Source organism: Pseudomonas paeninsulae (assembly GCF_035621475.1).
GTDB classification, from domain to species: domain Bacteria; phylum Pseudomonadota; class Gammaproteobacteria; order Pseudomonadales; family Pseudomonadaceae; genus Aquipseudomonas; species Aquipseudomonas paeninsulae.
On the sequence record NZ_CP141799.1, the window covers coordinates 2,679,453 to 2,698,273 of the forward strand.

At 59.3% G+C, this 18,821-nt stretch carries 15 protein-coding genes and 1 pseudogene; 13 read left to right on the top strand and 3 right to left on the bottom strand.

The window, feature by feature from the left end; genetic code table 11:
* Positions 1-5 precede the first annotated feature (5 nt).
* Positions 6-629 carry a trimeric intracellular cation channel family protein gene (locus tag VCJ09_RS12390; protein ID WP_324730505.1) on the top strand — a complete coding sequence of 208 codons (624 nt, stop codon included), beginning with the start codon at positions 6-8 and terminating at the stop codon, positions 627-629.
* A gap of 2 nt (positions 630-631) precedes the next feature.
* On the top strand, positions 632-820 hold the full coding sequence (locus VCJ09_RS12395; RefSeq protein WP_324730507.1) for a hypothetical protein: 189 nt from the start codon (positions 632-634) through the stop codon (positions 818-820).
* A gap of 407 nt (positions 821-1,227) precedes the next feature.
* Here the strand turns inward: VCJ09_RS12395 and VCJ09_RS12400 are convergent, their stop codons facing one another.
* Positions 1,228-1,530: a DUF1883 domain-containing protein gene (locus VCJ09_RS12400; RefSeq protein ID WP_079202071.1), complete on the bottom strand. Its 303-nt coding sequence runs from the start codon at positions 1,528-1,530 to the stop codon at positions 1,228-1,230.
* A 153-nt stretch (positions 1,531-1,683) separates the two neighbouring features.
* Between VCJ09_RS12400 and VCJ09_RS12405 the strand changes: the two genes are divergently transcribed.
* The 3 genes from VCJ09_RS12405 to VCJ09_RS12415 all read left to right on the top strand — a co-directional run bounded on the left by VCJ09_RS12405 (position 1,684) and on the right by VCJ09_RS12415 (position 4,681).
* Entirely contained in the window at positions 1,684-2,730 is a 1,047-nt protein-coding gene (locus VCJ09_RS12405; protein ID WP_324730508.1) for an RNA methyltransferase, read from the top strand.
* Positions 2,731-3,076: 346 nt separating this feature from the next.
* A complete protein-coding gene (locus tag VCJ09_RS12410) occupies positions 3,077-4,402 on the top strand; it encodes an MATE family efflux transporter (RefSeq protein WP_324730509.1) in 1,326 nt (441 codons plus the stop codon).
* 54 nt (positions 4,403-4,456) lie between these two features.
* Positions 4,457-4,681 carry a DUF2970 domain-containing protein gene (locus tag VCJ09_RS12415; RefSeq protein WP_079202073.1) on the top strand — a complete coding sequence of 75 codons (225 nt, stop codon included), beginning with the start codon at positions 4,457-4,459 and terminating at the stop codon, positions 4,679-4,681.
* Position 4,682: 1 nt separating this feature from the next.
* Here the strand turns inward: VCJ09_RS12415 and VCJ09_RS12420 are convergent, their stop codons facing one another.
* Complete coding sequence (locus VCJ09_RS12420) at positions 4,683-5,789, bottom strand: ABC transporter substrate-binding protein (protein ID WP_324730510.1); 1,107 nt, start codon at positions 5,787-5,789, stop codon at positions 4,683-4,685.
* Positions 5,790-6,547: 758 nt separating this feature from the next.
* Here VCJ09_RS12420 and VCJ09_RS12425 point away from each other — a divergent pair.
* The 3 genes from VCJ09_RS12425 to VCJ09_RS12435 all read left to right on the top strand — a co-directional run bounded on the left by VCJ09_RS12425 (position 6,548) and on the right by VCJ09_RS12435 (position 10,284).
* Positions 6,548-8,206 (top strand): nitrite/sulfite reductase, encoded by a 1,659-nt coding sequence (locus VCJ09_RS12425; protein ID WP_324730511.1) that lies wholly within the window; start codon positions 6,548-6,550, stop codon positions 8,204-8,206.
* On the top strand, positions 8,190-8,687 hold the full coding sequence (locus tag VCJ09_RS12430; protein WP_324730512.1) for a DUF934 domain-containing protein: 498 nt from the start codon (positions 8,190-8,192) through the stop codon (positions 8,685-8,687). The genes VCJ09_RS12425 and VCJ09_RS12430 overlap by 17 nt, the downstream gene beginning before the upstream one ends.
* 223 nt (positions 8,688-8,910) lie before the next feature.
* A complete protein-coding gene (locus VCJ09_RS12435; protein WP_324730513.1) occupies positions 8,911-10,284 on the top strand; it encodes an IS1182 family transposase in 1,374 nt (457 codons plus the stop codon).
* A gap of 300 nt (positions 10,285-10,584) precedes the next feature.
* On the opposite strand, the gene VCJ09_RS12440 is transcribed toward VCJ09_RS12435, so the two are convergent.
* Positions 10,585-11,505 carry a LysR substrate-binding domain-containing protein gene (locus VCJ09_RS12440; RefSeq protein WP_324730514.1) on the bottom strand — a complete coding sequence of 307 codons (921 nt, stop codon included), beginning with the start codon at positions 11,503-11,505 and terminating at the stop codon, positions 10,585-10,587.
* 178 nt (positions 11,506-11,683) lie between these two features.
* Here VCJ09_RS12440 and VCJ09_RS12445 point away from each other — a divergent pair, with 178 nt between their 5' ends.
* From VCJ09_RS12445 to VCJ09_RS12465, 5 genes and pseudogenes are all read left to right on the top strand, one after another.
* Positions 11,684-12,541 (top strand): TauD/TfdA family dioxygenase, encoded by an 858-nt coding sequence (locus tag VCJ09_RS12445; protein ID WP_324730515.1) that lies wholly within the window; start codon positions 11,684-11,686, stop codon positions 12,539-12,541.
* Positions 12,542-12,566: 25 nt separating this feature from the next.
* A protein-coding gene (locus tag VCJ09_RS12450; RefSeq protein ID WP_324730516.1) for an IS3 family transposase occupies positions 12,567-14,119 on the top strand; the annotation gives its coding sequence in 2 pieces (ribosomal slippage) (positions 12,567-13,029 and positions 13,029-14,119; 1,554 coding nt in all).
* 127 nt (positions 14,120-14,246) lie between these two features.
* A complete protein-coding gene (locus VCJ09_RS12455) occupies positions 14,247-14,849 on the top strand; it encodes a LysE family translocator (RefSeq protein WP_324730517.1) in 603 nt (200 codons plus the stop codon).
* A gap of 214 nt (positions 14,850-15,063) precedes the next feature.
* The gene (locus VCJ09_RS12460; RefSeq protein ID WP_324730518.1) at positions 15,064-15,624 is read left to right on the top strand and encodes a recombinase family protein; all 561 of its coding nucleotides are present in this window, start codon (positions 15,064-15,066) and stop codon (positions 15,622-15,624) included.
* A 3-nt stretch (positions 15,625-15,627) separates the two neighbouring features.
* A pseudogene (locus VCJ09_RS12465) lies at positions 15,628-18,599 on the top strand (Tn3 family transposase).
* The last annotated feature ends 222 nt before the right edge of the window (positions 18,600-18,821 follow it).

Consider the following 18,821-nt stretch of genomic DNA (forward strand, 5'->3'; position numbering starts at 1 on the left):
ACCACATGCCACAGCTTTTTTACCTGGCTGACCTGTTCGGCGTAGCCGTATTTGCCATCACCGGCGCCTTGATGGCTGGGCGCAAATCCATGGATCTGTTCGGCGTACTGGTGATTGCCGTCATCACTGCGCTGGGCGGCGGAACCTTGCGTGATGTGATTCTCGACAATCATCCGGTCAGCTGGATACGTGACGACACCTATATCGTCATCGCCTCCCTGGCGGCGGTGGGCACCGTGGTGTGGGTACGGTTCACCCAGCCGATCCACGAGAAGGGACTGCTGATCGCCGATGCCTTTGGCTTGGCCGTATTCACCGTGATCGGCACCGAAGTGGCCTTGCAGCACAACGTGCCGCTGAGTACTGCCGTAATCATGGGGGTCATGACCGGTGTCGCCGGTGGCGTCATGCGCGATGTGATCTGTAATGAAATCCCGCTTATATTCAAGAAAGAAATCTACGCCACCGCCTGTATTGCCGGCGCCCTGATGTTTATCGGACTCCGCGCACTGGACACTCCGCACTGGTTCGATACCGGCGTTGCCATGCTGACTGTGTTGCTTATTCGTCTGGCCGCAATCCGCTGGCATTTCTCGTTGCCACGCTTCCATCTATTGGATCGGGACTGAGCATGATCGAACGCCTGGATCACCTGGTGCTGACCGTAGCCAACATCATCAACAGGATGGCAGCGCCTTGGGCATCTCAGCATCAGCCCGCGACGTTGCCAGCAGCTCCACCAAGCCTTACCAGCGCTAAAAGCGTCCTGACAATTCTGGCGGTGTTCGCCGTGGTGCTAATCGCCTATGGCTTCGCATAATGTATATTATGTTAAATCATTGGCGTTTCCTGAAAAGTCTCTTAGGCATGCGAACTACAGCTCAACAGGATTCGACCATGGACAGTTCTCGATCCTCCCTACTCGCCATCATCGCGTTGGCCGCCGCATGCCTCACTCCTGTGCAATCCCCCTTCAACGCCCGTCGCTGTCATCAACCGGGAGAACTAGCCAGCAGACAGCCACTGCGATGCATCCAGGCCGACTGGCGGGTGCAGCAATACTTGAGTCGACCTGAGAACACACAGGCCCACGCCAACAGCAGACACACAACAGCGCTGACTGGCATCGAATTGTGGGACAACTAAGGCTATTGGTGGACAAAGCTTGGTGGTTTCTACCCTGCCGGCCTTACTACCGACGCATTCAAGCGCAGTGTTATCCGCAGTTCAACTCAGCCGCGAAGCCGACTTGCGGATGATTTTGATCGAGTGCTTGAGCGTCGGCTTGCGGGTTACGCTGACAGCCTTGCGGCTCACGGTATCGATGGTGATATTCCAAAAGCCGCTGCTCGGTACGGTGATTTTTGCCGGGAAGGTATCGAAAGCACCGCCGTGGTAGGTGTGTCGGCCGCCATTCTTGAAGCTGCGGAAATTCGCGTCGCTCATTAGACGGATATTGCAGGTCTGCGAGCACTCGATCACGACTTCGTCGTCTTCATTGAGGTGTTCGCGTTGGTGTATGTATTTCATCTACCGCTCCGCACAGCTGGGTCAGGCCAATCAAGGCGCTAGTATGAGTGCCCGGAAGGCTTGAGCAAAGCATTCAGTCGTTCGCCGCCATGCGCTAACCTTCTCGGACGACGGATACCGCCGCCACCCGCCTGGTGATAGCATGCGCGCGCCATGCAAATCGAAGATTTCCACCAACGCCTCGCCGATCTCGGCGCCAAGCCCATACATATCGGACGGATCAGCCGTGCCTGGCTGCAAGGCAAGCCGCTGGATACCGGGACACGCAACCAGAAGACCGAGAATTTTCTGCCGCTTGCGGTGCGTAATGCCCTGCCGCAGTTGACGGAAGAGCTCAACGCCCTCGCCCGCCTCAGCTCCGAGCACCCGGCGGCGGACGGCTCGGCGCGTTTGCTGGTGGAATTGGCCGACAAGCAGATGGTGGAAAGCGTGCTGCTGCCGCGTGATGGCCTGTGTGTGTCGAGCCAGGTCGGTTGCGCGGTGGGTTGCGTGTTCTGCATGACCGGCAAGAGCGGCTTGCTGCGTCAGTTGAGTACGGCCGAGATTGTCGCCCAGGTGGCCCTGGCCCGACGCTTTCGCCCGGTGAAGAAGGTGGTGTTCATGGGCATGGGCGAGCCGGCGCACAATCTCGACAACGTACTGCAGGCCATCGACCTGCTCGGCACCGATGGTGGTATTGGCCAGCGTAATTTGGTGTTCTCCACCGTAGGCGATCCACGGGTCTTCGAGCGTCTGCCGCAACAGCGAATCAAACCGGCGCTGGCCCTGTCGCTGCACACCACAGATGCGGAACTGCGCCAACAGTTGTTGCCGCGCGCACCCCGTATCGACCCCGAGGAGCTGGTCGAACTGGGTGAAACCTACGCTCGGCAGATCGATTATCCAATCCAGTACCAGTGGACACTGCTCAAGGGCATCAACGACAGCCAGGTCGAAATGGACGGCATCCTGCGCCTGCTCAAGGGCAAGTACGCAATCATGAACCTGATCCCCTACAACAGCCTGGAAGCCGACGACTACCAACGCCCGGATGGCGACCGTATCGTGCAGATCGTGCGCTACCTGCACAGTCGCGGCGTACTGACCAAGGTGCGCAACTCCGCCGGCCAGGATATCGACGGCGGGTGCGGCCAGTTGCGCGCCCGGGCGACCGATCTGCTGAACAAGCGGACGGTGCATCGGCCGCTGCAGCAACGTTGATCAAACCGATACGGTCGCGCCCATAGCTGGCGCTTCGACGGTGGCCTGGAAGTGCTCGCTGCCCTCCTCGCCCCAGGTGGTGCTGCTGCCCTGGTCGGATGCTGGCGGTGCGCGCACCCCAGCACCGAGCAACTACACGGCCAGCATCACCAGGCCCATGAAGCGTGTTTCATCGCCAACTCGGTAATCAGCGAAGTGCGCTGCGAGCCGCTACTGACATAGACGCTTGCCGGACGCGGAACTGTTCTACGTCATGCGTCGGCATCTGGCCGCGGGTTAAGATGCCCGCCACCTCCGGCGTTGAGCATCTTGCATGCCGGTTTTATTGGCTCACAGCGAACCCTGCATGATCGAGCGTCAACGCCTACGGCACATCCTTACTCTCGGCCTACCGATTATCGGCGGCATGCTCAGCCAGAGCCTGCTCAACCTGGTGGATGCGGCCATGGTCGGCCACCTCGGCGAGAAGGCATTGGCCGGAGTCGGCATCGGCAGTTATGCCAACTTTATGGCCATCGCCCTGGTCATGGGCCTGGGTGCTGGCGTGCAAGCCCAGGTCGCGCGGCGACGAGGCGCAGGTCGCCTGGATGAGCTGGCGGCACCGTTGAATGTCGGCATGCTGATCGCGCTGTGCCTCGCCCTGCCACTGACGGTGTTCTGCTGGTTGAACGCCCAGCCGATCATTCGATTGCTGTCAGGCGACCCCGAAGTACTGGGCATCGGCACCGCCTACTTCGAGTGGCGGGTGCTGGCGATTTTCGCCGTCGGCCTGAACTTCTCCTTCCGCGGCTACTGGAATGGCAGCCACCGCTCCGGCGTGTATATGCGCACCCTGGTGATCATGCACCTGGCCAATGTGTTGATCAGCTACTCACTGATCCACGGCCTCTTCGGCTTACCGCAAATGGGCGCACCCGGCTCAGGGCTGGGCACCACTCTGGCCCTGTACCTGGGCTCACTGATCTATGCCGTGCAGACCTGGCACAGCGCTCGCCAGCAGGGTTTTCTGACCCGCTTGCCCAGTGTCATCGACCTGCGCAGCATGCTGCGTCTGTCGCTGCCCAATTCGGCCCAGCAATTCTTCTTCGCCACCGGCATTACCGCGCTGTTCTGGATCATCGGTCAGGTCGGCACCGCCGAGTTAGCGGTGGCCCACGTGCTGATCAACCTGGCGCTGCTGCTGATCCTGCCGGCCATCGGCCTGGGCATGGCGGCCACCACCCTGGTCAGCCACAGCTTGGGCGAAAAGGACTTCGACGCTGCCCATCGCTGGGGCTGGGAGGTGGTCAAGGTCGCGGCAGTCGGCCTGATGCTGCTGGGCACACCCTTCTGGCTGTACCCGGAACTGATCTTGCGGCTATTCGTCAGCGATCCGGCGTTGATCGAACTGGGCAGTTGGCCGTTGCGCCTGACCGGCATGGGCATGGTGCTGGATGCCACCGCCCTGGTGCTCACCCAGGCACTGCTAGGTGCCGGCGCCAGCCGCACGGTGATGCTGGTCAGCCTGGGCAACCAGTGGCTGTTCTTTCTACCACTGGCTTATCTGCTCGGCCCCATATTGGGCTATGGTTTGCTGGCCATCTGGAGCCTGCAGATTCTCCAGCGCGGTCTCGCCTCGATGATTTTCGCCGTGATGTGGCAACGGCGCGGCTGGACCCAGATTCAACTTTGAGCAACTATCGAAGGATGTTCGACAGGCCTGACAAGCCGTAATTCAGGGGGCACCATGAGCAAGCAGGATGATCCAGACGACAAGCCGCTGACTTTATGGGAAATGCTGCAGAGCGTGCTGGCGGCGGCCATCGGCGTACAGAGCGGCAAGAAGCGCAGCCGTGACTTCAGCCGGGGTAAACCCAGCCACTTCATCATCCTCGGGCTGCTGTTCACCCTGCTGTTTGTGCTGGTGATCTTTACCGTGGTCAAACTGGTGCTGTATTTCGCCGGCGTTTGAACTAGCGCAACAAGGCTTCAATAGAGCAGTCATAGCCTTGCAGGCGCGGGTTGAGCGCGGCACTGAAACGACGAAAATCCAGGTTGGCATCATGCTTGTTGATGCGCTGCAGCAAACGTATCGACTCCTGCTTGTTCAGCATGCGGAACAAATCGGCCTGCTGATCCTTGCCACCGCGCGCAGCAAAGTCCAGGCCGGCGGCGTGATCGTGGAGCATGACCATGGCGCAGCCGCCAAGAATGAAATGGCCGCTGACCAATACACTGATGCGCTCGTCAATTCGTGCCTGCAGTACCTTCTTTGAATTGTTCAGCCCCGAATAACGCAGTTGCCGCCCCTGCTCCGCCGCCGCGCGCATCACGCCAAACGCCATCTCGTCATTCGCCGCCCACACCAGGCTGACATCGGGATAACGCCCAAGCAGGGCACTAGCCTGCTCATACGCGCGTTGCTCCGACCACTCGCCATACAGCAGCTGCTTCAAGCGCACCTGCGGATGCTCGGCCAGCGCACGATGCAGACCGGCCTCGCGCAATGTGGCAGATGGCGTCTGTTTGACGCCCGAGAAGGCGACCATTTCGCCAGCGCCAGCCGGTGCCATGGCAATCAGCGCCTTGGCCATCAGATAACCAGCTTCTTCATCGTTGGGCACCAGACTGCCGATCCAGTTGCTGTAATTCTCCCGACTACCACCGACAATTGCCTGTTGATCTGGCGTCAGGGTGCTGTGCAGGGCGAACAGCTTGATCTTGCTGTCGGCAAACAGGCGAAGTATCTCCGGGCCGACATAGTATTCATTGACGAAGACCAGATAGGTCGGCTGCTCCCGTGCTTGCAACACCTCACGCGCATGTTGCAACACCCTGAGCGAGTCACGCTCACCATCGAGCACACGCAACTGCATCCCGAGATCATTCGCGGCGTCGTGCATGTACTCGATATAAGCGACCCAGAACGGCTCATCGGAATAGCCAGGATTGAGAAACACCACGGACACGGGCACGGGCACCTTGGCCGTGGCGGGCTTACCGACACTGGCCGCCGACGCCAAGCCACTCAGCATCGAGAGACACAGCACAAAAATCACACCTACACCTGACCAGATCACGCACACACCTCCAAAAATACGTGCGCAGTATAAGCGTCAGGCAGTGGCTCTTTGCCGCCACTTATCCGCAAACATAAAAAAGCCGACTGCAGCTGGCTGCAATCGGCTTCTCAAGCAGCCTGAGTTATTGCTGGCTGACCCAGAATACCGCTGTGGCTACAACTAATAGAATCAGGAAGAAGATCGCTCTGGCGTCGACAATGCTATCTCGGCTGTCATATTCGGTATGGTCGGTCATGGACTACCCTTTTTATTGTGCTTATGAGTGGTTCGCTTATGCAGTTAAGCCTAGGTCGCGCACTTGCTCAAGCATTGAGAGGCGGTGAAAAGCTCCCCCGCCTACTGCAGTAGCCTTCAAACGCCCTACGCTCCGACCAATTACCTTGAGCAATCCGCGACTATCATCGGCGCGACATAAACGCTGGAGGGCTGTTGCTTCGCTCCGAACGGATCGCCGCCCGGGCTGCCCTACCCGCAGGCAGTCTACTGAAGTGGCCTAATGATTCTGCACACACCTGAAGGACGGTAAGGTACTGCGCCTTACCACGAACGCCTGGAGCGGCCTCGCCAAGGTGTTCGATATATTCACAACCGCTGAGGTTATGTTCTCGTCCATACCTAGCACTAAAAGTTCTAACCATATACTAAAACATCACTTTTGCGCATAACCCTGAGCTGGTATCTTCCCTCAGCTCCGCTAAGGGGTGCGCGGCCGTGCGCGCAGAATTGCTGTAAGCAGCCTGAAAACAGGACCCTTCATGTACGTATACGACCAGTACGATCAACAAATCATCGAGGACCGCGTCCAGCAGTTCCGTGATCAGACCCGCCGTTTCCTGGCTGGTGAGCTGAGTGGCGAAGAATTTCGCCCACTGCGCCTGCAAAATGGCCTGTACATTCAGCGCTTTGCGCCCATGTTGCGGATCGCCGTGCCCTATGGCCTGCTGTCCTCCAAGCAGGTGCGCATGCTGGCCAAGATTGCCCGCGACTACGACAAGGGTTACGCCCACATCAGCACCCGGCAGAACGTACAGTTCAACTGGCCTGATCTGGAAGACGTGCCTGAGATCCTCGCCGAATTGGCTACCGTGCAGATGCACGCGATCCAGACCAGCGGCAACTGCATTCGCAATACCACCACCGACCAGTTCGCTGGCGTGGCCAAGGACGAGATCGTCGATCCGCGCCCCTGGTGCGAAATCATCCGCCAGTGGTCGACCTTCCACCCCGAGTTCACCCACCTGCCGCGCAAGTTCAAGATCGCCGTCAATGGCGCTACCAGCGACCGCGCAGCCATCGAAGTGCATGACATCGGCCTTGAGGCAGTGAACAACGCCGCCGGCGAACTGGGTTTCCGTGTCTCCGTCGGTGGCGGTTTGGGTCGTACCCCGGTGGTTGGCAGCTTCATCAATGAGTTCCTGCCCTGGCAGCATTTGATCAGCTACCTCGACGCCATCCTGCGTGTGTATAACCGCTATGGCCGTCGCGACAACAAGTACAAGGCGCGCATCAAGATCCTGGTCAAGGCGCTGACTCCTGCGGTGTTCGCCGAGCGCGTCAACGCCGAGTGGGCACACCTGAAGGATGGCTCGACCACCCTGACCGAAGCCGAAGTGGCGCGCGTCGCCACGCATTTCGTCGACCCGGCTTATCAGCCCCTGCACGACCAGGACGCCGTCCTGGCACAACTGGACGCCGAGCACCCGGGCTTCGCCCGCTGGCGTCAGCGCAACACCTTCGCCCACAAGCAAGCTGGCTATGTCGCTGTCACCTTGTCGCTCAAGCCAACTGGCGTCGCGCCGGGGGATGTCACCGACAAGCAACTCGACGCCATCGCCGAGCTGGCTGATCGCTACTGCTTTGGCGAGGTGCGCAACAGTCATAACCAGAACATCATCCTCGCCGACGTCGAGCAGACTCAGCTGTTCAGCCTCTGGGGCGAACTGCGCGAACACGGCTTTGCCACACCGAACGTGGGCCTGCTGACCGATATCATCTGCTGCCCAGGTGGCGACTTCTGCTCGTTGGCCAACGCCAAATCGATCCCGGTAGCCGAAGCCATCCAGCGCCGTTTCGATGATCTGGATTACCTGTTCGACATCGGCGACATCGAGCTGAACATTTCCGGGTGCATGAACGCCTGCGGCCATCACCACGTCGGCCACATTGGCATCCTCGGCGTGGACAAGAAGGGCCAGGAGTTCTATCAGGTATCGATCGGCGGCAACTCCGGCCGCGACGCCAGCCTGGCGCAAATTCTCGGCCCATCCTTTGCCCAGGACGACATGCCGGATGTGATCGACAAGATCATCAAGGTCTACATCGAGCAACGCACCGATGAAGAAAGTTTCCTCGACACCTTCCGCCGTATCGGTGTCGCCCCGTTCAAGGAGCGCGTATATGCAGCGAATCATTAAGAATGGCCAGGTGGTCGACGAGTCCTGGCATCTACTGCCCAAGGACACGACCCTCGATGGCCTGAGCAACTGTGATGACCTGATCGTGCCCCTGGCGTTGTGGGTCGAGCACTCGCGCGCACTCAAGGCCCGCGACGGCGGCTTGGGCGTTTGGCTGGAAGCCGGTGAGGAGATTGAGGAAATCGCCGACCAGCTGGATAACTTCCAGGTGATCGCCCTTAACTTTCCTGCATTCACCGACGGGCGCCACTGTTCTAGTGCTTATCTGCTGCGCACCCGCTATGGCTACAAGGGTGAAGTGCGCGCCATCGGCGATGTGCTGCGTGATCAGCTGTTCGCTTTACAGCGCTGCGGGTTCGATGCCTTCGCCCTGCGCGAAGACAAGGATCCGCAGGACGCACTGAAGGCGTTCGAGGAGTTCTCGGAGGTTTATCAGGCCTCCAGCGACCAGCCACAACCGCTGTTTCGCCGCCGCGCCTGATCCGCGAAGTCGAGTAGGCGGCGGGATGACTCCCGCTGCCCTCACCCTCCCCCCGCCTGTACGATTCGCTATACGCCGGCTCAGGCCATACGATTAAGTTGATTGATCGTATCCGCTATCGAGACCAACCCAGGTCGATCCCACAGCTGCTTCGCTAGCAGCCTGTCGGACTTAATCACTGGATTCCAGGATAATCCCGACACCGCCCAGCCGATGCCTCCGCATGAGCCGCTTTCGTCCGATCGACCGCAAGACTGACTACCTGCTCCCGCCATCGATGGATGACTGGCTGCCAGAAGCCCACCTGGCCCGTTTCATTCTCGAAGCCATCGAACGGCTCGACTTGAGTGCGCTCACCCGGCGTTATGGCGGACGCGGCAGCGCCGCCTATCACCCCGAGGTGCTGCTTAGTCTGCTGGTCTATGGCTATGCCACCGGCACCTTTTCCAGCCGTATGATCGAACGCGCCACTTACGACTCGCTCGCCTTTCGCTACCTGGCCTCAGGCAGTCACCCCGATCACGACACCCTGGCCAGCTTCCGCCGCCGCTTCCTCGACGAGTTGGCCGGCATCTTCCTTCAGGTGCTGGAGCTGGCGGGCGAGATGAAGCTGCTCAAGCTCGGCACCATCAGCCTCGACGGCACCAAGCTGCATGCCAACGCCTCACGCCACAGTGCACTGTCCTATGGCCATATCCAGACACTCGAACGCCAGCTCAAGGCCGAAGTGCAGGAGCTCCTGGCGCTGGCTGAACGGGCCGACCAGGCAGAGCTCCCCGTCGGCATCGATCTGCCGGACGAGATCAAACGCCGGCAAGATCGCTTGCTCGCCATGGACGCGGCGAAGGCCACGATCGAGGTGCGCGCCCGTGCGCGTTTCGAGCAGGATCAGGCCGCCTACCAAGAGAAGCTTGCCAAGCGTGCGGCGCGCACGGCAGAAACGGGCAAGAAGCCCGGCGGCAAGCCGCCCAAAGCCCCCGTGGAAGGGCCTACCGAACACGACCAAATCAACCTCACCGACGAAGGCTCGCGCATCATGCGGGTGGCTGGCGGCGGCTTCGAGCAGTGCTACAACGCCCAGGCCGCAGTGGATACCGACACCCTGTTGGTGGTGGCGCCAGGCCTCACTCAGGCGGGCAACGACAAGCAACAAGTCGTCCCCATGCTGGCCGAGCTCAAGGCGCTACCGGAGTCATTGGGTCAGGTGAACGTGGTGCTCGGGGACTGTGGCTACAACAGCGAAAGCAACATCGCCGCCTGCGAGGCGGCGGGAATCGAGCCCTACCTGGCGGTGGCACGCGAAGATCATCACCCGCACTGGAAGGCGCGCTTCGAGGAGCTGGCAGCGCTCGACGCTGATGCCACAGTGCAACAACGCATGGCGCACAAACTCAAGAGCCAGCCGGGGCGCCGCCTCTATGCGCTGCGCAAACAGACGGTGGAACCGGTGTTCGGCATCATCAAGTCGGTCATGGGTTTTCGCCAGTTTCTGCTGCGAGGCAAGGACAAGGTGAGCGGCGAATGGCGCCTGGTATGTCTGGCCTGGAATTTGAAACGCATGGCCGTTTTGTGCCACAAATCCGTCCAGTGTGGGTAGAAATGAACTAAACCCGCTCGTTCTCAGGAAATTCGGGGCAAAAAAGCCTGGAAATACCTCAATAGTGGGGCGAATCGCTTCGCCTCACTATTGATATCCCCGTTCATGAACTCAAGTCCGACAGGCTGCTAGTGGCCTGATTCATCTGGCATGCCCCGAGTGCCAGCATGGATCTCGACCACTGACCACTGAGGGGAGCCCACAGAATTCGGAAAAAATCGTACGCTAAGCCTGAGAGGCTACGGTAGCTATGGCCATTCCGAAGGCAGCCATGACGGTATCAATGTCAAGTCGCGCCCCTCAATCGAGCAATAGAACGCCTCGCACGTTTATGACGGGCAAGTTTTTCATGAGGTAATCTTTCATGCGGCTCAGCAGACTTTGCTCAACACCACGCTCTGGCCAGACCAGATAATAGCTGTCGCCCGACCTCACAGCGGTGTTGATCGGTATTGCCAATGACCCCTTCTGCAACTCTGCATCCACCAGGGCGAGATCGCCGATCGACACACCATGCCCTTGGGTTGCAGCCGAGATACCTAACTCCAACGTATCGAAGCGCTTTCCGTCGCGCCACGGAATAGTGTCGGCCAGACCTTGGCGCTCAAGCCAGCGCCGCCAATCCCTACAATCGCGAGATGGGTGAACCAGCTCGACGCTCTCCAGGTTGTCTATCGTCCAAGGCATATCGCCGTACACTGCCGGCGAGCATACGGGAACAAGCCATTCGTCAAACAATTTGATGGAATGCCAATCTCCCGGAAAGTCCCCCCGGCCGAGCAGTACAGCGCAATCGAAAGGCTCGTTTCGAAAATCAACGGTATCCAGATCCATCCAAGCGCTGGTCAACTGAACTCTGTTGCGCGGATCACTGGCCTGAAAGCCTTCCAAGGCTTGCATGAGCCAACGCATCGTCAATGTGGTAGGCGCTTTTAGCCGAAGCGCTCCCTTCTGGCGATTGACTGCTGCACAGGCGTTCTCGATCGCACTGAAACTGCGTTCAAGCTCTTGGGCCAACAAGCGGCCCGTATCCGTGAGCATTAGCTTTGAGCCCTTGCGCTCGAATAGCTGACAGCCAAGTCGCTCTTCCAGGGTCTTCACGTGACGACTGATGGCACTTTGCGTAATGCACAAGGTTTGTGCCGCAAGGGTGAACGACCCATGCCGAGCCGCCACTTCAAATGCCCGCAATGCGTATAGCGGGGGTAGCTGCAGGGTCATGTTACCTCTCCATCCTATGAGTATTACTCATGCTGCCTAACCATTTTTTCCATTTTAAAACCCGTACCGATTGGACAAATACTGCGCCCCTTCAAGAGGTCACCGTCAGCCAGCCAAAACATGACTGGTCGGCGTAATGCCTCCGAGCTTCCAGAACAGAACTAGGGGAAATACGGAAATGCCCAATAGCAAAATCGACGAACTCTTGGTCGCCAGCATTGGCGGTGGCGGATTGAGCCAAGAGCAAATGGTACAAATTCTTAGTTTTAGGCTTTTTGGAAACAAGTTAGGTTTCCTACGCTTGGAAAACATGCCGATCGGAAACGTACCCTTGACCCCGGCGAGTAGAAATACCCTGAACAAGCCGGACGATGTCAGCGAAAAATGTCTTCTGCAGGCGACAGCGATACTGGGTGAGCCGATCGGCTATGCACAAGAATCGAACGGCAGCATTATTAATAATTTCTTTCCACATCAGTCGCTTTCTCGTGCGACTACGTCAGACAGCTACGATACCGAGCTAGATTTACACACAGAAAATGCTTTCCACGCCATCCAGCCTGACTTCCTGATTTTGCTTTGCTTGAGACAAGACCCTCTGGCGGAAGCGGTCACCTACGTGACATCGATTGACGCGATTCTTGATCACCTAAGCAGCGAAGATATTTCGTTCTTCTTTACGGAACCCTACAACTTTCTTTCAGACTACTGTTTCAGCGAAAAAAATTGCCGCATCGACATTGGGAAAAAGCAGACGGTGTTTTATGGGGACGTCAGGACTCCCCTTTTCCGCTTCGACCCGCACTTCATGGTCGCACGCAGCCACCTGGCTCAAGCCCAGCTGCAGCGGTTACGCGAGATCGCCTGGGAGGTTAAGCATTCGGTAACGCTCCAAGCTGGAGATCTGTTGATCATCGATAATCGCAAAACCGCACATGCCCGCAGCCAGTTTACAGCCCTTTTTGATGGTAGTGACCGCTGGATACCCCCCGGTGTCAGGCTAGTTGTCGCTTCGGCTGATTTATCAAAACGGTAGATCGGGGGCGTCAAAGAGAGCTGATATGTCGAGTTATTCACCTGAACGTAAAGCTGCCCTGCTGAACAAATTACTCCCGCCACAAAACATGTCTGTGGCGGCGTTGTCGCGCCAAGAAGGCATCCCCGAAGCGACGCTGTATGCTTGGCGCACCAAGCTCAAAGCAGGAGGTGCGGTGGTGCCTGGAGACAAGAAACAAACCGATAATTGGCCGGCTGAAGCCAAGTTTGCAGCGGTGCTGCACGCGGCGTCCTTGAGTGAGATTGAGCTCAGTGAGTACTGCCGCAGCAAGGGTTTGTACCCTGAGCAAATCAGCGCATGGCGCCAAGCGTGCATCAGCGGCCAGCAGTCGGCCCAGGCTCAGCGTCAAGCCGAGCGCGAACAAGCGCGTGCCGACAAGAAGCGCATCGCAGAGCTAGAGCGCGAACTGCGGCGCAAGGACAAGGCGCTGGCAGAAACCGCCGCCATCTTGGTGCTACGAAAAAAGATGAATGCCTTCTGGGGAAACGACAGCGAGGACGTCTGACCTCGTTGCCAGAACGGCAACAACTCGTTGAGCGTTTTAACCATGCGGTGGTTTCGGGTGCGCGCAAGGCGGTTGCCTGCGCTGAGATCGGGCTGTCGCTACGCAGCCTGCAACGCTGGGCGTCTACGCCGGTGGTGCAGGCTGATGTGCGTACCACCACGCTACGCCCACGACCGTTGAACGCCCTGAGTGAGTGCGAGCGCAGCGCGATCTTGGCTGCCTGCAACAGCCCGGAATTCGCCAGCCTGCCGCCCAGCCAGGTCGTGCCAAGGTTGGCCGATCAAGGCCGCTACCTGGCCTCGGAGGCGACCTTTTATCGCGTCCTTAAAGCAGCCGATCAGCAGCATCGACGTGGCCGCAGTCATACACCGCACAAGCATGCCGCGCCGACCACGCACAACGCTACGAAGGCCAACCAGGTCTGGTCGTGGGACATCACCTACCTGGCTTCAAAGGTGCGCGGGAAGTATTACTACCTGTATTTGATCGAGGATATCTACAGCCGCAAGGGCGTGGGCTGGGAAGTCTACGAACAAGAAAGCGGCGAACTGGCGGCCGAACTGATGCAGCGCACCGTACTGACTGAGCGCTGCGCCGGCCGGCCCTTGGTGTTGCACTCGGATAACGGCGCGCCGATGAAATCAGTGACGCTGCTGAGCAAATTGTACGATTTAGGCATCACCCCATCGCGCGGGAGGCCGCGGGTGAGCAACGACAATCCGTACTCAGAGTCGCTGTTTAGAACCCTGAAATACTGCCCGCAATGGCCGCAGGATGGTTTTGCCGATCTGGACGCAGCACGCAGCTGGGTGCGCGACTTTATGCGCTGGTACAACCACGAACACCGGCATAGCCGCATCCGCTTCGTGACCCCGGCGCAGCGGCATCGTGGCGAGGATCAAGAGGTGCTGGCCAAGCGTCATGCGCTGTACCAGCATGCTCGCAATCAACACCCGCATCGCTGGTCGGGCGCGACTCGAAATTGGCAACCTATCGGCGCTGTCACACTCAATCCAGACAGAGAGCAACCGGCACTGAAAATAGCAGCTTAAAAACACGGCTGACGCGACAACTACCTTGCAAAACGCCGATACAGCGGGCGTTCGCCATATCCAATCATCGCTACTACACCGAAAAATTGGGTAAGAAGGTGCGTGTTTTCGACTTGGTGGCGGAGCTATGAGTGCCACTTATCTTTCCTTTGCGGTCGCGGTAGTCCTATTGATTGCGTCACCTGGTCCAATCGTGGCCCTGGTGATCGCCGATGCCAGACGAGCTTGGCCTGCGTGGACGATCGTTGGAGGTGTCATCTCCGCTCAGCTGTTGCTGGTATCGGCGTTAATCGCTATCTATCTGACGCTGGACATCAACCCCGCCGTCCTAGACTGGGGGCAGGTCCTGGGTGGGATGTACCTTGCCTGGCTGGGCGTTAAGACTCTTGGCAGCAGCTCTGAATCGAGAGCTGTCCCACCTCGCGATGCTCACTGCTTCTGGCGAGCCATGGGCGTAGGCCTGTCAAACCCCAAGGACATTCTGTTCTTCCTGGCATTCCTTCCTGGCTTTATTTTACCTTCCGAGCCTTTCACTCCACAGGCAGTGGCCTTGATCGTGATTTGGGCCGTGATCGACATTTCGATCCTGATCACTTACAGCCTGTTGTCGAGGCGAATGGTGACCATCAGGAAGGCACAACGGCTACTAGATTTGGCCCCTGGGTACTTCCTGTTAGCCATCGGTTTACTTTCGTTCACGCTTGGACTTGGTCGCATTCTGCCGTGGTAATTGAGGGCTGACCGGGACAGCATCAGATTGAGCTATACCCTAACCGGATGTCAGGCAAGTCCGCGCCACTCCGTCAGAATAGAGTCATGTTTAGCATTTTTTGACACCTGCTTGCCAAGGTCATAGATTCCACCCTGACAGATTCAGGGTTTAGGGAGCACTGGAACAGAAAGTGCACTTAGGCCTTTCCACCGATTTCGTTCATGGAGGCATCTTGCAGGGACACCGTATCGGCTATGTCCGGGTGAGCAGTTTCGACCAGAACCCGGAACGGCAGCTGGAACAGACCGAGGTGAGCAAGTTGTTCACCGACAAGGCCTCGGGCAAGGACACCCAGCGTCCCCAGCTGGAAGCCATGCTCGGCTTTATTCGTGAGGGTGACACAGTGGTGGTGCACAGCATGGATCGCCTGGCGCGCAACCTCGACGACCTGCGCCGCCTAGTGCAGACGCTGACCCAGCGCGGCGTGCGCATCGAGTTCTTGAAGGAGGGACTGGTCTTCACCGGCGAGGACTCGCCGATGGCTAACCTCATGCTGTCGGTGATGGGGGCCTTCGCTGAGTTCGAGCGCGCCCTGATCCGCGAGCGGCAGCGCGAGGGCATTGCCCTGGCCAAGCAGCGCGGCGCTTACCGTGGGCGTAAGAAAGCCTTGTCCGACGAACAAGCCATCACGCTGCGGCAGCGAGCCGCTGCCGGCGAGGCGAAAGCGCAACTCGCCCGCGAGTTCAATATCAGCCGGGAAACCCTCTACCAGTACCTTCGCACGGACGACTGATATATGCCGCGTCGCTCGATCCTCTCGGCTACGGAACGGGACACACTGCTTGCGCTGCCGGACAGCCAGGATGACCTCATCCGCTACTACACCTTCAATGAATCCGACCTGTCGCTGATCCGTCAGCGCCGGGGCGACCCCAACCGCCTCGGCTTCGCTGTGCAACTCTGCCTGCTGCGCTATCCCGGTTACGCGCTGTGCAGCGACACCGTGCTGTCCGAGCCGGTCATTCAATGGGTAGCCCGACAAGTCCAGACAGAGCCAGAGGCATGGGCGAAGTACGGCGAGCGTGACGTTACCCGCCGCGAGCATGCACAGGAACTGCGCACCTACCTCGGCATATCGCCATTCGGGCTTTCCGACTTTCGCGCCCTGGTGCGCGAGTTGACCGACCTGGCCCAGCAGACCGACAAGGGTTTGCTGCTGGCCGGGCAGGCCCTCGAAAGCCTGCGTCGTCAACGGCGGATACTGCCGACCCTGAGCGTGATTGATCGGGCCTGCGCAGAAGCCATTGCGCGAGCCAACCGCAGGGTCTATCGAGCACTGATCGAGCCGCTGAGCCAGGAGCATCGAAACAAGCTCGATGTACTGCTCACTATCAAGAAAGGCAGCAACAACACCTGGTTGACCTGGTTGCGACAATCGCCGCTGAAACCGAATTCGCGGCACATGATGGAACACATCGAGCGCTTGAAGATATTCCAGTTGGTGGCTCTGCCCGAAGGACTCGACCGGCATATCCACCAGAACCGGCTGCTCAAGCTGGCCCGCGAGGGCGGGCAGATGACGGCCCAAGACCTTGGCAAGTTCGAGCCGGAGCGGCGCTATGCGACCATGGTTGCCATGGTGCTGGAAAGCACGGCGACCGTGACCGACGAACTGGTCGATCTGCACGACCGCATCATGATCAAGCTATTCAGCAGCGCAAAGCACAAGCATCAGCAGCAGTTCCAGAAGCAGGGCAAGGCAAGGCAATCAACGACAAGGTGCGCCTGTACTCGAAGATCGGCCAGGCCCTGCTGGACGCAAAAGAAACCGGCAGCGATCCGTTCGCCGCCATCGAGGCGGTGATTTCCTGGGACGAGTTCACCCAAAGCGTCAGCGAAGCCGAGCTGTTGGCCCGCCCGAATGGCTTCGACCACCTTCACCTGGTCAGCGAGAATTACAGCACCCTGCGCCGCTACACCCCGGCCTTCCTGGAGGTGCTTCAGCTCCGTGCCGCACCGGCAGCGCAAGGTGTCATGGATGCCGTCCAGACCCTGCGCGAAATGAACGCCGACAACCTGCGCAAGGTTCCAGCCGATGCGCCGACCGCCTTTATCAAGCCACGCTGGAAACCGCTCGTGATTACCCCTGAAGGCATCGACCGGCGTTTCTACGAAATCTGCGCGCTGTCCGAGCTGAAGAATGCGCTGCGCTCCGGCGACATCTGGGTCAAGGGTTCCCGGCAGTTCCGCGACTTCGACGACTACCTGCTGCCGGCTGAAAAGTTCGCCGCTCTCAAGCAGAACCATGCGTTGCCGCTGGCGATCAACCCGAACAGCGACCAGTACCTGGAAGAGCGCTTGCAGCTGCTGGACGAGCAGCTGGCCACCGTCACCCGGCTGGCCAAGGACAACGAACTGCCCGACGCCATCCTCACCGAGTCTGGGCTGAAAATCACCCCGCTGGATTCCGCAGTGCCCGACACGGCACAAGCGCTAATCGACCAAACAAGCCAACTGCTGCCGCGCATCAAGATCACCGAACTGCTGATGGACGTGGACGACTGGACAGGCTTCACCCGCCACTTCGTCCACCTGAAGGACGGTGCCCAAGCCAAAGACCGGACGTTACTGCTGTCGGCGATCCTGGGCGATGCGATCAACCTCGGCCTGACCAAGATGGCCGAGTCGAGCCCTGGCCTGACCTATGCCAAGCTGTCTTGGCTGCAAGCCTGGCATATCCGCGACGAAACCTATTCGGCGGCCCTGGCCGAGTTGGTTAATAGTCAGTTCCGCCATGCCTTCGCCGCCAACTGGGGCGACGGCACCACTTCATCTTCCGATGGCCAACGCTTCCGTGCAGGCGGCAGGGGCGAGAGCACCGGCCACGTCAATCCCAAGTACGGCACCGAGCCCGGCCGGCTGTTCTACACCCACATCTCTGACCAGTACGCGCCCTTCAGTACCCGCGTGGTGAATGTCGGCGTGCGCGACTCCACCTACGTGCTCGACGGCCTGCTGTACCACGAATCCGACTTGCGGATCGAAGAGCACTACACCGACACGGCCGGCTTCACCGATCACGTTTTCGCCCTGATGCACCTGCTGGGTTTCCGCTTCGCGCCGCGCATCCGCGACCTGGGCGAAACCAGGCTGTATGTGCCGAACAGCGTCCAAGACTACCCAGTCCTTCGTCCGATGATCGGTGGCACGCTGAACATCAAGCATGTCCGCGCCCACTGGGACGACATCTTGCGCTTGGCCAGCTCGATCAAGCAGGGCACCGTCACCGCTTCGCTGATGCTGCGCAAGCTTGGCAGCTACCCGCGCCAGAATGGCTTGGCCGTGGCCCTGCGCGAGCTGGGCCGGATCGAGCGCACGCTGTTCATCCTGGACTGGCTGCAAAGCGTTGAACTGCGCCGCCGCGTCCATGCCGGGCTGAACAAGGGCGAGGCGCGCAACTCTCTGGCCAGGGCGGTGTTTTTCAACCGCCTCGGCGAAATCAGGGATCGGAGTTTCGAGCAGCAGCGCTACCGGGCCAGCGGCCTCAACCTGGTGACCGCAGCCATCGTACTGTGGAACACGGTGTACCTGGAGCGTGCCACTCAGGCGATGGGCGGAACTGGCAAGCCGGTGAACAGCGAGCTGCTGCAATACCTTTCGCCGTTGGGCTGGGAACACATCAACCTGACCGGCGATTACGTCTGGCGGCAAAGCCGCAAACTGGAAGACGGGAAGTTCCGGCCGCTACGGATGCCCGGAAAACCTTAGCATACGATTTTTTCCGAATTCTGCGAGCTCCCCACTGATATCCAGGCGCGCACCGCGTCTAACTCCAGGCGTATCTGGGGGCGCCTACGAGCAACGCGCCATGTCTGACGCCCCCATGAAAAAACGCGGCCGAGGCCGCGTTGCGAGAGTGATTTGCTGCCGTCAATATCAGGCCGCTGCAGCCTGTTGCAAATCTCGCCCGAAGGCATATCGCAGGGTAAC